Source organism: Alsobacter sp. (assembly GCF_059501845.1).
In genome coordinates, this window is record NZ_JCACDK010000011.1 from 475,437 (window position 1) to 488,181 (window position 12,745).

Annotated in this window: 8 protein-coding genes and 1 pseudogene; 3 read left to right on the forward strand and 6 right to left on the reverse strand. The window is 67.7% G+C overall.

The window, feature by feature from the left end:
• Window positions 1-217 precede the first annotated feature (217 nt).
• A pseudogene (locus AC5JCN_RS09735) lies at window positions 218-598 on the forward strand (DoxX family protein); the annotation flags it as partial.
• A gap of 31 nt (window positions 599-629) precedes the next feature.
• Here the strand turns inward: AC5JCN_RS09735 and AC5JCN_RS09740 are convergent.
• Both AC5JCN_RS09740 and AC5JCN_RS09745 read right to left on the reverse strand, forming a co-directional pair.
• Window positions 630-1,541, reverse strand: a complete 912-nt coding sequence (locus AC5JCN_RS09740; protein WP_495754831.1) for a type 1 glutamine amidotransferase — start codon at window positions 1,539-1,541, stop codon at window positions 630-632.
• Window positions 1,542-1,713: 172 nt separating this feature from the next.
• The gene (locus tag AC5JCN_RS09745) at window positions 1,714-4,179 is read right to left on the reverse strand and encodes an arylsulfatase (RefSeq protein WP_495754962.1); all 2,466 of its coding nucleotides are present in this window, start codon (window positions 4,177-4,179) and stop codon (window positions 1,714-1,716) included.
• A 359-nt stretch (window positions 4,180-4,538) separates the two neighbouring features.
• On the opposite strand from AC5JCN_RS09745, the gene hdhA reads away from it, so the two are divergent.
• Entirely contained in the window at window positions 4,539-5,306 is a 768-nt protein-coding gene (gene hdhA / locus AC5JCN_RS09750; RefSeq protein WP_495754832.1) for a 7-alpha-hydroxysteroid dehydrogenase, read from the forward strand.
• Window positions 5,307-5,556: 250 nt separating this feature from the next.
• Window positions 5,557-6,993 carry an arylsulfatase B gene (locus AC5JCN_RS09755; RefSeq protein WP_495754833.1) on the forward strand — a complete coding sequence of 479 codons (1,437 nt, stop codon included), beginning with the start codon at window positions 5,557-5,559 and terminating at the stop codon, window positions 6,991-6,993.
• Between the two features lie 64 nt (window positions 6,994-7,057).
• On the opposite strand, the gene AC5JCN_RS09760 is transcribed toward AC5JCN_RS09755, so the two are convergent.
• The 4 genes from AC5JCN_RS09760 to AC5JCN_RS09775 all read right to left on the reverse strand — a co-directional run bounded on the left by AC5JCN_RS09760 (window position 7,058) and on the right by AC5JCN_RS09775 (window position 12,692).
• A complete protein-coding gene (locus tag AC5JCN_RS09760) occupies window positions 7,058-9,943 on the reverse strand; it encodes a PAS domain S-box protein (protein WP_495754834.1) in 2,886 nt (961 codons plus the stop codon).
• Between the two features lie 114 nt (window positions 9,944-10,057).
• On the reverse strand, window positions 10,058-11,074 hold the full coding sequence (locus AC5JCN_RS09765; RefSeq protein ID WP_495754835.1) for a CorA family divalent cation transporter: 1,017 nt from the start codon (window positions 11,072-11,074) through the stop codon (window positions 10,058-10,060).
• 284 nt (window positions 11,075-11,358) lie between these two features.
• Window positions 11,359-12,072 (reverse strand): DUF1045 domain-containing protein, encoded by a 714-nt coding sequence (locus tag AC5JCN_RS09770; RefSeq protein WP_495754836.1) that lies wholly within the window; start codon window positions 12,070-12,072, stop codon window positions 11,359-11,361.
• Window positions 12,069-12,692: a DapH/DapD/GlmU-related protein gene (locus AC5JCN_RS09775; RefSeq protein WP_495754837.1), complete on the reverse strand. Its 624-nt coding sequence runs from the start codon at window positions 12,690-12,692 to the stop codon at window positions 12,069-12,071. Before AC5JCN_RS09775 ends, AC5JCN_RS09770 begins: the two co-directional genes overlap by 4 nt.
• Between the last annotated feature and the right edge of the window lie 53 nt (window positions 12,693-12,745).

Here is a 12,745-nt window from a genome sequence, read left to right on the forward strand (position 1 = left end):
CTCAATGTGGCGCATGCGCTCGATCGCCGACAGTTGCTGGACGTTGCGGCGACCTGCCGCCGCAGAGATCAGCAAGCCGCATTCCGCGTCAATGGCCCGGTGTGCGAGGATCCGCGCCGGCCAAGGTCTACCCGCCGGCCTGAAACCTCGACCCGGCGGCGCACGTAGTCACGCCATGGCAAACGACCCGGACGCTTACCCAAGAACGCGCATGGCGATGAGGCTGGCGTTCGTCGTCTTCTACACGGCGGCGGGTGTCCTCCACCTGAGATCGCCCGACGCGTTCTTGCCGATCGTCCCTCTCTGGGTTCCATTTCCCAGGGAGGTCGTGCTGGCCACCGGTGTCTGCGAGTTCGCGGGCGCAGCCGGACTTCTCGTGCCGCGGCTGCGCAGGCTCGCCGGGATCATGCTGGCGCTCTACGCGGTGTGCGTCTTTCCCGCCAACATCCGACATGCCGTCGAGGGCATCCAGGTGCCCGGCCTGCCGACGCAGTGGTGGTATCACGCCCCGCGGCTTGCCCTGCAGCCTGTGCTGGTCTGGGCGAGCCTTTTCTGCGCGGGTGTCATCGACTGGCCCTTCCGCCCCAGGCGGTCCGGTCTTAATTCGATGCGGGCTTCCGCGAGCGGCGTCATCTCCGCTCCGCCATCCGCGGGAGAACGCAGCGCTGGAAGAAGTTCGTCAGCTCCGTCCGCCGCAGTACGGGATCCAGCACCTGGCGATCGGCGCCGATCCGCCATGCAACCGGGCACAGCGACGGATCCTCGTGAAGGAGCCTGAAGTCGCCGGCATAACGCTCCACCTCCCCTGTCGTCGAGGCCAGTCCTTCGCCGACGATTTCGTCGGCATCCCTGACCATGGCCATGGCGATCTGCTCGAGGTCGAGTTCAGGATGATATTGCACACCCCAGAACAGGCCTTCCTTGCCCATGCGGATCTCGGCGGCCTGGACAGTACAGGCTTCGCTGGTAGCAAGATGCAGGGCTCCGGGAGGAAGCGTCTCGACCTCGTCGGTATGGATAGCAAGGGCGTCGTAAGCGGCAGGACGCCCTGCGAGCAGAGGATGATCGCGGCCCGCATCGGTCGAGGAGATCCGGCGAGCGAAGCCGGCTTCCCTTCCCTTGGCGCAGGGGCGCACCGCACCTCCGGCCGCGACAGTTGCGACCTGCAGCCCGGCGCAGGAGCCGAAGGCCGGAGTGCCGGCCTCGAACACGGCCCGCATGAAGGCGACCTGCCTGCGGACCGGAGGCGTATCTTCGTAGAGGTGCAGCGGCGATCCCGTCAGGAACACCGCGTCGAACGCGTCCAGGCTGGTGCCCGACGGTAGATCTGCATCCCCTTCGACGGGCGACACGCGCAGGATTTGTAGGCCCGGCGCGATCTGCTCCAGCGTCTCTGCGAAAGACTCTCCGGACGAGCGGCCCACGCTTTTCCGGCGCCTCTGCCGTGCGTCCGGCGGCTCGCTTTCGGCGACCAGGACGCGGGGTGGGCGGGCCGCAGGCTGCACGGAAGCCCGGCCGTCGAGAGCGGATTGTCGGAACATGAGAGTGAACCTCGAGGAGAGGCCTACAACCCCTCCGCGCGACACCCGTTCGCCCCTGCGGCGATTTTGACCGGCTCCCTAAAGGCTCTCGCAGCGAACCCCCGCAGGGCGGCGGAAGCCCTCTGCAACACGATCCGGCCGCGTGCGGACCCGCGGCCGGGCATTCACCTCGTCAAGGCTTGCTGGGAGCCACGCCAGCTGCGGGACGCTCGACGTCCCGGCTGGAGATCGCCTTCATCCAGGCCGTCATCGACTCGAGCGACACCGGTCCCTCGCCGAGATCGACGGCAATCGATCCGATCTGGCCGGTGAAGTTCGCCGGGACCTGGTAGTCCTTGTCGTCGACCGGCGTGCCGGTATCCATGCCGATATCGAAGGTCTCGTCCCAGGCGAAGGTGAACGGCGTCGTGTGAGGCAGCGTGATCGTCGCGGCGTCCTTTCCGTCCACGGACAGCACGCCGGTCCCGCCATGGCCGAACGGGATCTCGCCCTTCTGGTCGAGCGCGAAGTCGAAGACGATCGTGTGCTTGCCGGCGCCCAAGGCCTCCTTCGCCTGCCACTTCGGCCTTTCCAGGTTGAGCAGGTTGAAGGTAAAGGTCGGCTTCCCGTCCTTCAGGTAGAGCCCCCACCCCGCAAAACGGCCGCCCTGCGTCACCAGCACCCCGTTTCCGCCGTCGGCGGGCACGGTGACGTCTGCCGTGATCCTGAACGAGCGGTTGAGGATGCCGGGCGCCGCATTGGCCTGCGTGCAGCAGGACGGGCCCGAGTAGACGAAGCGCTTGCGCCCCGCCGTCGGCCCCGGCCGCTGTGTCACCATGGCAGCGATAGAGTTGTTCAGCGGGAAGACCTGGTACTTCTGGCCCTCCATGGTGAAGAGCTCCCTCATGGCCTGCAGCTTGGCCGGTTCCACCTTGGCGAGGTCGTTCATCTGGGTGGGGTCGTCCGCCAGCTTGTAGAGCTCCCAGGAATAGCCGTTCATCACGTCCGACGGGCGCGGCGCCGCGATGCTGGCCCATGGCGGCACGGGCGGCGTGGTGCTGGCGATCCAGCCGTCATTGTAGATCGCCCGGTTGCCGAGGATCTCGAAGTACTGGGTCTTGTGGGTCGACAGCGCGGCCTTGTTCTCCGCCGGGATCGTGTAGGCCATCGACACGCCGTCCATCGGCCTTTGGGCGATGCCGTTCACCTCGTTGGGTTGCGGGATGCCGATCAGGTCGAGAAGGGTCGGCGCGATGTCGATCACGTGGTGGAACTGGGAGCGGATGCCGCCCTTGTCCGTGATCTTCGCGGGCCACGAGATGGCCATGCCGTTGCGGGTGCCGCCGAAATGCGAGGCGACCTGCTTGGTCCAGCGGTAGGGCGTGCCGAAGGCCCAGGTCCAGCCGACCGCCATGTGGTTGTAGGTCTGGTCCGTGCCCCAGGCGTCGTACCAGGGCATCTGCTTCTCGGCGTCGAGCGCCACGCCGTTGAAGTACATCACCTCGTTGGGCGTTCCGTTGACCGAGCCCTCCGCCGACGAGCCGTTGTCGCCGCTGATGTAGATCACGACCGTGTTGTCGAGTTGTCCCTGCCGCTTCACCTCGTCGATCACCCGGCCGATCTCGTGGTCGGTATAGGCGAGGTAGGCGGCGTAGATGTCGGCCTGGCGGATGAACAGCTTCTTCTCGAGATCCGTCAGCGTGTCCCAGGGCTTCAGCATGTCGGAGGGCCACGGCGGCAGGACCGCGTTGGCGGGGATCACGCCGAGCTTCTTCTGGTTCGCGAAGATGCGCTCGCGCAGCTTTTCCCAGCCATCGTCGAAGAGGTGCATGGCCTCGATTTTCTCCACCCACTCCTTGGTGGGATGGTGGGGCGCATGCGTACCGCCCGGCGCGTAGTGGATGAACCACGGCCGGTTCGGCGCGATTTCGGAATTGTTGCGGATGTGGTCGATGGCGTCGTCAGCCATCGCGGTGATCAGGTTCCAGCCGGGCTGGCCAACATAGGGGTGGATCGGGGTGGTGTTGCGGAACAGGTTGCCGGGCTGCCACTGGCTCGTGTCACCGCCAACGAAGCCGTAGAAATAGTCGAAGCCCTGGCCGACAGGCCAGTTGGTGAACGGCCCGGCCGTGCTCGCCTCCCATGGCGGGACGTTGTGGTCCTTGCCGAACCAGGCGGTGGAGTAGCCGTTCTGCTTCAGGATGGCCGCAAGCGTCGCCGTCTCGCGGGGAATGATGGAATTGTAGCCGGGGAAGCCCGTCGACAGCTCGCTGATGTTGCCGAAGCCGACATTGTGGTGGTTGCGGCCCGTCAACAGGGCTGCACGGGTCGGCGAGCAGAGCGCGGTGGTGTGGAAGGTGGTGTAGCGCAGGCCCTGATTGGCCACTTCGTCCAGCGTCGGGGTCGGGATCACCCCACCGAAGGTGGACGGCGCGCCGAAGCCGACATCGTCCGTCAGGATGAGAAGCACGTTGGGTGCCCCGGCAGGAGGCATGACCTGCGGCGGCCAGGCCGGCGCGCTGTCGACGGCGTTGGGCTGGATGGCGCCGGAGAACTGCGGCGTCGGCGCCGGCAGCTGGAGGCCAGGCAATGTCATCACGGCGCTGGGCGAACCCGGTGTGCCGCGGATGTCGCTGGCCTGAACCGAAGGGCTCAGCATGTCCTGGCTGCGAGCGGTTGCAACAAAGGGCCCCGCCGCCATCAGGGCGGCGACGGCCAGCGTTCGCGCGAGATGCGTTGTCCGAGACATGTTGATCCCCGTCCTTGGTGATGTGTGCCGGGTTCTGCCGGGGTGCGACGACGTGGCGCCCTCCCCGGGCACTCCAGCGCAAGCCGGCGCCGCGCCGCCGGTCAGGCAGCTCGGCCTGCTCAAGCTACAGCAATCCAATCCGCTCAACTTGCCTTTGTGCGCCAAGACCTGAGCGCTACGTTTTCATACGGATGCCGGGCCGCCCAATGTGAGCGCCCCGCCCCTTGTGTCTCCGCCCCGGACTGAGGAGGTTGACCGAGGGAGGCCGCATGTACGATCCGTCGTTGTTTCGTCTCGATGGGGATGTCGCCCTGGTCACCGGGGCAGGCGCCGGTATCGGGCGTGAGATCGCCATCACCTTCGCTGCCGCAGGCGCCAGCGTCGTCGTGACCGACCGGGGCGCCGACGAGGCCACGGCCGTGGCCCGGGAGATCGTGGACAGCGGAGGCCGCGCCCTCGCGCAGGCCTGCGACGTGACCAAGGAGGACCAGCTGGAGGCGGCTGTGCGGGCCGCGACCGGCACGTTCGGGAGCCTGACCGTGCTGGTCAACAATGCCGGAGGCGGCGGCCCCAAGCCCTTCGACATGCCGATGGCCGATTTCCGCTGGGCCTACGAGCTCAACGTCTTCTCGCTGTTCAGGCTGACCCAGCTCGCGGCGCCCCACATGGCGGCAGCCGGGCACGGCGCAGTGCTCAACATCTCATCCATGGCGGGCGAGAACAAGAACGAGCGCATGTCCTCCTACGGGTCGTCGAAGGCCGCGGTGAACCACCTCACCCGCAACGCCGCCTTCGACCTCGGGCCAAAGAACATCCGCGTCAACGCCATCGCCCCCGGCGCCATCCGCACGCAGGCGCTCGCATCCGTGCTCACGCCCGCGATCGAGAGCGCCATGCTCCGGCACACGCCGCTCAGCCGCCTGGGAGAGCCATCCGACATCGCCAATGCCGCGCTCTTCCTGTGCTCGCGCGCAGCAAGCTGGATCAGCGGCCAGGTGCTGACCGTGAGCGGCGGCGGCGTGCAGGAGCTGGACTGACCCCGCCGGGACCGGCTCCAGCTGGAGGACAGCATGAGCTTCGACCCCTTCGCCGAATAGCGGCATGCCGGGATCCCCCGGCGGCCGGCCATTGCCGTCCATCCCGATCCAGCTCCTGGCCGATTGCACTGCTGTGGCACGAGCGGCTACAGCCGGTTGCGTCATCACTTTTGAAAACCCCAAGGTGCAGCTAGCGCCTGAAATGGCGGCGGCTTAGGCTTGATGGATCTTCCCTTGCACGAGTCGAGACATGCGCCGCCTGCTCCAGTTCGCCGCCGTTCTCGCCATGGTCACCGCAGGCCTGGCCGCAACCGGAACACGGGAGGCGCGGGCCCAGTCGGCAGCCAAGCCCAACATCCTCTACATCGTCGCGGACGACCTCGGCTGGGCCGACGTCGGCTTTCATGGCGCCGAGATCAAGACGCCGACCCTCGACCAGTTGGCCAACGAGGGCGCCACGCTCGACCAGTTCTACGTCCAGCCCATGTGCACGCCGACTCGGGCTGCGCTGATGACCGGCCGGTATCCGCTGCGTTACGGGCTGCAGAGCTTCGTCATCCTCCCGGAGCAGAGCTACGGCATTCCGCTCGACGAAAAGCTGCTGCCGCAGATGTTGAAGGAAGCGGGCTACGACACTGCAATCATTGGGAAGTGGCACCTCGGCCACGCCGATCGCCAGCTCTGGCCGCGCCAGCGCGGGTTCGACTACCAGTACGGCGCCCTCATCGGCGAGATCGACTACTTCACCCACAAGGTGCACGGCGTCACGGACTGGTATCGCAACGACCGCCTTCTCCAGGAACCGGGCTACGTGACGACTCTGCTCGGCAAGGATGCGGTGCGCTACATCGAGGCGCACGATCCCAAGCGGCCAATGTTCATGTACCTCGCATTTACGGCCCCTCACACCCCGCTCCAGGTGCCGCCGGAGTATTTGGAGCGCTACTCGTCCATCAAGGACGAGAACCGGCGCACCTACGCGGCGATGGTCTCCGCGATGGACGACCAGATCGCCGGCGTGCTGGCGGCGTTGCAGCGCAAGGGCATGCGCGACAACACGCTGGTCGTCTTCCACAGCGACAATGGCGGCGTGAAGTCGGCCGCCTTCGCTGGCCAGATCGCGACAAAGGGCGACCTCCCGGCGAGCAATGCCCCGTTCCGCGACGGAAAAGGGTCGCTCTACGAGGGCGGGACGCGCGCCGTGGCGCTGGCGAACTGGCCCGGCCGCATCAAGCCTCGCAAGTCTACCGAGCCGATTCATGTGGTGGACATGCTGCCGACTCTGGCAGGTCTCGCCGGGGCCAGCACCTCGGGGGCGAAGCCCCTCGACGGCAAGGATGTCTGGAGCACGATCAGCGAGGGCGCGGCCTCGCCGCGTTCCGAGATCGTCTACAACGTCGAGATGTTTCGCGGAGCCGTCCGCCAGGGCGACTGGAAGCTCATGTGGCGGACCCCCCTCCCCGCGAAGCTCGAACTCTTCAACATTCCGCAGGACCCCGGAGAGGCGACGAACGTCGCGGCGGATCATCCCGAGATCGTGGCCGACCTCCAGCGGCGCATCGACACCCTGTCTCGCGAGATGAAGCCCTCATTGTTCTTCGAGGCGACCTTCAAGGCCTACCTGGGTCGGCACGCGCCTGGTCCGGCCTTCCCGAACGAGGAGAGCTTTTACGAGCAGGGGGACTGATCGCACGGGGTGGTTTTTCGGCCCCTCGTGTACGCCGGCAGAGCTATGGACGCTGGCCCGCGTCTCAGTGCAGATCGGACAGGCAGGCCGCCAGCTCGATGTTCCTGAACGGCTTGGTCAGGCGCGGCAGGTCGAGAGCAATGCCGTCGGTCTCCGCGTAGCCCGAGACGATCAGCGTGCGGATGTCGGGCGACCTCTGGCGCACGAGGCGGGCGAGCTCGGTCCCGGACATGCCGGGCATGAGATGGTCGGTCACGAGGATATCCGGAGCAAATCCGCGTTCCAGCAGCTTGAGCGCCTCTTCCCCCGACGAAGCCTCCCTGACCTCGTAGCCGAGCTCGGACAGCATGTCGGCCGTGCTGAGGCGCACGAGTTCCTCGTCGTCGACGAGCAGGACGGATCGTCGCCGGTCCTGCGGCGAGATCACCACGGCATCCGGCTCCGCAGCCGGGGCGGCATCGTCGCTCTGCGGCAGCCAAAGCTCGACGCAGGTGCCGTCCCCCGGCGCGCTGCGAATGGCCAGTGCCCCGCCGAGCTGCGAAGCCAGACCATGGACCATCGACAGTCCCAGCCCGGTGCCCTTCCCGATACCCTTCGTGGAGAAGAAGGGCTCGACGGCGCGCGCCAGCGTCGCTCCGTCCATGCCGGTGCCCGTGTCGGCGACGGACATGCAGAGATACCGGCCTGGCGCGAGACGGCAGTGATGCCGGGTCCCCACGTTTTCCGCCGACACCGCAATGCGAAGGACGCCGCCGCGGGGCATGGCGTCGCGTGCGTTCACCGCAAGGTTGAGGATCGCCATCTCGATCTGGTTGGGATCTGTGTTGGCGAGCGGAAGCCCGTCAGGGGCGTCCACGACGACCTCGATCTGCGGTCCCGTCGTGCTCGCGACGAGCTCGACCATGCCGTGCGCGAGCTTGGCGAGGTCGACCGGGCTCGCCTGGAGCGGCTGGCGGCGGGCGAAGGCGAGCAGCCGCTGGACGAGGATGCGGGCGCGCTCGGCCGACTGCACCGCCCCCGCGATCAGGCGCCGCTCCCGTTCTCCCCCGGCGCCGCCGCGCTGCAGCATGTCGAGGGTTCCAAGGATCGGCGTGAGGAGGTTGTTGAAGTCGTGCGCGACGCCCCCGGTCAGCTGGCCCATGCTCTCGAGCTTCTGGCTCTGGCGCAATTGCTCCTGGGCCGCCGCAAGTTCGGCCTCCCGGGCCTTGGCCTCGCTGAGGTCGCGTCCGACGGCGATGAAGTTGAAGCCGTCGGGTTCTGGCGCGACGGTCCACTCGATGGGCTTCCAGCCGCCGTCCCTGGTGGCGATCCTGTTCTCGAAGCGGGCCGGTTGCATGGTCTGGCTCATCCGGGTGATGGCCTCCAGCGTCGGTGGCATGTCGTCGGGGTGCATGAAGGAGGCATAGCCCCGGCTCAGCAACTCGCTCTCGCTCCAGCCGAGCACGCGCTCCCAGGCAGGGCTGACCGCCGACATCATGCCGGTGTAGTCCGCACGGGCGAGCATGTCCTGGGACAGGTCCCACAGGCGGTCGCGCTCCGCCGACCGCGCGGCGACCTGCATGACGAGGGTTTCGTTGAGCGTCTGCAGGGCCGCCTCGGCGTTCTTGCGCGAGGTGATGTCCACCGACACGGCCAGCATGGACCGCACCTCGTCATGGGCGTCGCGCACCCCGGTGACGCTGTTGCGCACCCAAACGACCGAACCGTCGGGGCGAATATATCGCTTCTCGATGTCGAAAGCCGGGCCGCCGGCGGCCGCGGCCCGGAACAGGGGCTGGTTGACCTGCAGGTCGTCGGGATGGGTGATGTCCTGCATGCGAAGGGAGAGAAGATCCTCGCGTGTACGGCCGACGATCTCGCAGTAGCTGTCGTTGACGGCGAAGAACTTGCCGTCAAGATCGCCCTCGGCGAAGCCCGCCGCAGCCTGGCTGAAGGCCGCCGCAAGCCGTGACGCGTATTCGCGAAGCTCGCGCTCGGCCGCACGCCGGGCGATGGCTGCGCGGGTGCGCTCGGCGAAGTCGCGCACCAGCGTGTGTTCCTCGTCGGTCCAGACCCGGGGACCGACGGAGTGCACGAAAAGGATCGCCGCTCCGCGCCCCTCCTCGACGACGGGCATGTCCAGGAACGATCGGATGCCGAGCCGCACGAAGGCTTCCGGCTTCGCGCAGGTGCGCGGATCGGTGGCAACGTCTGTGACGGCCACCGCCTCGCCGCGGAGCAAACACTCGAAGTAGCTGCCATATTCGTCGAGGTCATGGTGGCCGGCGACGTCGGCGACGCCGGGGCGGCTCCAGTTGCGCTCGACGGAGACCGTGCCTGCGGCAGCGTCGATGACGCCGTAACCGACCCGCGCTGCGCCGAGCGTCTCGCCCAGCAACTGCGAAGCGGTGAACGACAGTTCGGCCGTGTCGGTGACGTTGCGCAGGCGCTCGTCGAGCTGGAGGAGCGCTTCCCGCCGCCGCTCGGTCAAAACGCGCGCCGTCGTCTCCGCGACGATGCAGAGCACGCCGGCGACGGATCCGTCCGCTTCGGGGACCGGGGAGTAGGAGACGTCGAAGTACACCGTTTCGCCCCGGTCGCGCTGGCGCTCGATGTAGAACGGCCGGTCTTTCGCGGAGAACGTCCTGCCCGTCTTGCGTACGTCGCGCAGAAGCGGCCCGAGATCGTCCCAGAGTTCTGCCCAGTTCTCCCGGGCGGGGCGGCCGAGGGCGCGAGGATGCTTGTCCCCGATCGTCGGCGCATAGGAGTCATTATAGAGGGCGACGAACTCCGGCCCCCAGAACAGAACGATCTGTGCCTGCGCGGCCAGCATCAGACCGACGGTCGTCTTCAGGCTCTGAGGCCAGCCTTCGGGGTCACCGATCGGCGAACGAGACCAGTCGAGCTCGGCAAGGAGCCTGGCGATTTCGGTGCTGTGCGCTTGCGACGAGAGGGGGAGGCTCCGAGACACTCGCTTTCCGTGCTCCAGATCAGACAAGACCTTTCCGCCACCCGGCGCGGCTGGAGCACAACGCGAAAGGAGCCGCCACGTTCAACCTGCGGATCAAAGTCTGAGGGAGGACTGTCAGCGGCTGGCGGTCAGGCGGCGCAGCAGGACGTAGACCAGGAGCGCGGCTGCGCCGGCGAGGAGCGAGGCCAGCAGGAAGCCGTGTTCGTCGCTCTCCCAAGGCAGCCCCTTCGTGTTCATGCCGAAGAGGCCGGTGACGAGCGTGGCGGGCAGGAACACCGCGGTGAGCAGCGACAGCACGTAGAGCTGCCGGTTTGTTTGCGCCGCCATCTTCGCGGCCACCTCGTCCTGCAGGAGGCGGGCCCGGTCCTGGCTGGACACCACCTCCTGGTTCACCGATTCGAGGCGCTGCGCGATGCGCCCGGCAGCCGCCCTGATGTCGGATGGCAGGCGCGAGGCCGGCGCCTGCTCGACGCGCCGGAACAGGCTCATCAGCCTCGCGAGCTGCCGGTGAAGGCCGACTGCACGGCGCCGCAGCGTGCCGAGCTTCTGCGGCTCGTCGTCGATCTGGTCCCCGAGGATACGGTCCTCGATCCGGTCCACGGACTGCGCCAGTTGCGTCGCCGCGGTCGCGAGCGCATCGGTTTCGCGGTCCACGATGGCCTCGAAGAGGTCGATGGGGGTGTCGATCGCGGTTCCCGCGAGAATCGAGGCACGGGTCGCCTCGATCGAGCGCAGGGATTGCCGCCTTCCGGTGATCAGAAAGCGCGGCCCGAGGATGAAGCGCAGCTGCGCCATGTCCTCCGTCGCGTTCGAGAAGTCGAGGCGCATGTCGACAAAGGCACCTGCCAAAACGTGACCCGCGATATCGATGCGGTCGTGCGAGCCGGCCTCGAGCATCACGTCCTTGGCTTCCTCGGGAAGCGCATCGAGGCCGTGCAGCCACGTCGTCGCGCGATTGTCGGCGAGATTGACGTGCAGCCACAGGTAGCCGGGCCCTGGCTCGGCGATGTCCGGCGCAGCGCCGAGAGGAAGAGGCTGCGCCTTCCCCTCCTCGTCGAAGCTGAAGCCGAAGACGATCCCGCGGCTGTAGCGGTCGTCTGCAAGGGGAAACGCCTCGAGCGAAGAGGGCATGGTCGCGGACGAGCCTTGCGCTCCGGGATTGGGCGCGCTCCGCGGCTCCTGCGATCCAGACAAGGGCAGCGAACCCGCGCCCGTCAAGAGGCCCGCACCCGGGTCGGCATGAGTCTACCCGGCTGTGAAGAGCCTGACCGGATCACGTCCAGCAGCCTGGGCGTCGTGGGGCCGGAAGTCCTGGAGCTGATCAAGTGCCTGTGCCGCAGAAGACCACGCCCGCGACGGGACGTCTGGGATGGCGCGGTACGCGTGCCATGAGACAGGGCTGTGACAGCGCGCGATCAGGCCTTGGCCGGGCTGGACAGGGTTTCTGCCGCGACGATGGTGAACCGGCTCACGGCCGTGGCCTGGCGAAACAGGGCGAGCTTGTCCACCGGTGCAGGATGTCCGAGCCCCGCATCTGCGGCGAGGTTGGCGAGCGCGTCGCGTGTTGCGGCGGCTCTGTCGGGCTCGAGCCGGCCGCTCAGCGTCATGTGGAACCGGAAACCGTCGAGCACGTGGGGGTAACCCCACCGATCCAGCGCGTGCAGCTGGCGTGGCGTGAGAGTCTCCGGCCTGCGGCGATCCCGCTCCTGGGCGGTCAATGGCGCCCGGAACGGCTCGAACGCGTGCAGGACAGCCGCTTCGAGGGCCGAGATGTCCGGCGCGTCCTCCGCCGGGATCAGCGCAACAAACCGGTCCACCAGTTCGACCTTCAGGGGCACGGGCGCTGGCTGAGGCCGCGATGCCGCAAACTCCGCGAGGGCCTGGACAAGCTGCGCTTCCGTGCGGCCCTCCCTCAGCCGGAACGGTGCCTTCAACGTGGCGTGAAAGCCGTAGCGGCGCGGTTCCTCGGTGGCCGCAAGCCACGCTTCCGGCGCCCAGCCGTTGCAAACGAGAAGCGGCAGGTCCAAGCCCGTCGCGGCGTCATAGCCGATGACGGCGCTGCCGAACCGCCAGAGCGCCGAGGTGGGATCTGGCGCGAAGTACACCGCGTAGCGCGCTTCGCCGATCACGCCCGGCTCTCCTCGTAGTGCGAGCAGAACGCATCCGCCGGGAGGGAGCGGAAAGCAGGAAGGGCCTCGCGCAGCCGCTCGTGATCCCACTCCCACCACGCGAGCGCTTCGAGGCGCGCTGCGACCCGCTCGTCGAAGCGGCGCCGGATGGGACGGGCGGGATTGCCACCCACGATGGTCCAGGCCGGCACGTCCTTGGTGACGACGGCGCCGGCCGCCACGACCGCTCCCGTGCCGATGGACCGCCCCGGCAGGACGATGGCGCCGTGGCCGATCCACACGTCGTGGCCGATCGTCACGGGAAAGCTGCGCCGCCACGCGAAGAAGGCGTCGTCGTCGCTTTCCCCCTCGAAGTAGGCGGACGCCCGGTAGGTGAAGTGGGCCTGGCTGGCGCGCTGCATGGGGTGGTTGCCAGGGTTGATCCGCGTGTGGGCGGCAATCGAGCAGAAGCGCCCGATCCGGGCATAGGCGATGTCGCTGTCGTTGACCACGTAGCTGTAATCGCCGAGTTCCGTCTCAAGCAGCGTCGTCCGCGCACCCACCTCAGTGTAGCGGCCGAGGATGCAACCGCTGGTGATTGCCGTGGCGTGCACGAGGGGTTCGGTCGAGAGCTTCGGCATGGGTTCTCCGCCCGGCTGGTCCGGCGGCCAGCGCTCCCACCGCGTTGTGACGA

Coding starts and splice junctions, on each gene's coding strand:
- AC5JCN_RS09740 (WP_495754831.1), bottom strand. CDS start 1,541: ATGTTCCGACAATCCGCTCTCGACGGCCGGGCTTCCGTGCAGCCTGCG.
- AC5JCN_RS09755 (WP_495754833.1), top strand. CDS start 5,557: ATGCGCCGCCTGCTCCAGTTCGCCGCCGTTCTCGCCATGGTCACCGCA.
- AC5JCN_RS09745 (WP_495754962.1), bottom strand. CDS start 4,179: ATGCTGAGCCCTTCGGTTCAGGCCAGCGACATCCGCGGCACACCGGGT.
- AC5JCN_RS09775 (WP_495754837.1), bottom strand. CDS start 12,692: ATGCCGAAGCTCTCGACCGAACCCCTCGTGCACGCCACGGCAATCACC.
- hdhA (WP_495754832.1), top strand. CDS start 4,539: ATGTACGATCCGTCGTTGTTTCGTCTCGATGGGGATGTCGCCCTGGTC.
- AC5JCN_RS09765 (WP_495754835.1), bottom strand. CDS start 11,074: ATGCCCTCTTCGCTCGAGGCGTTTCCCCTTGCAGACGACCGCTACAGC.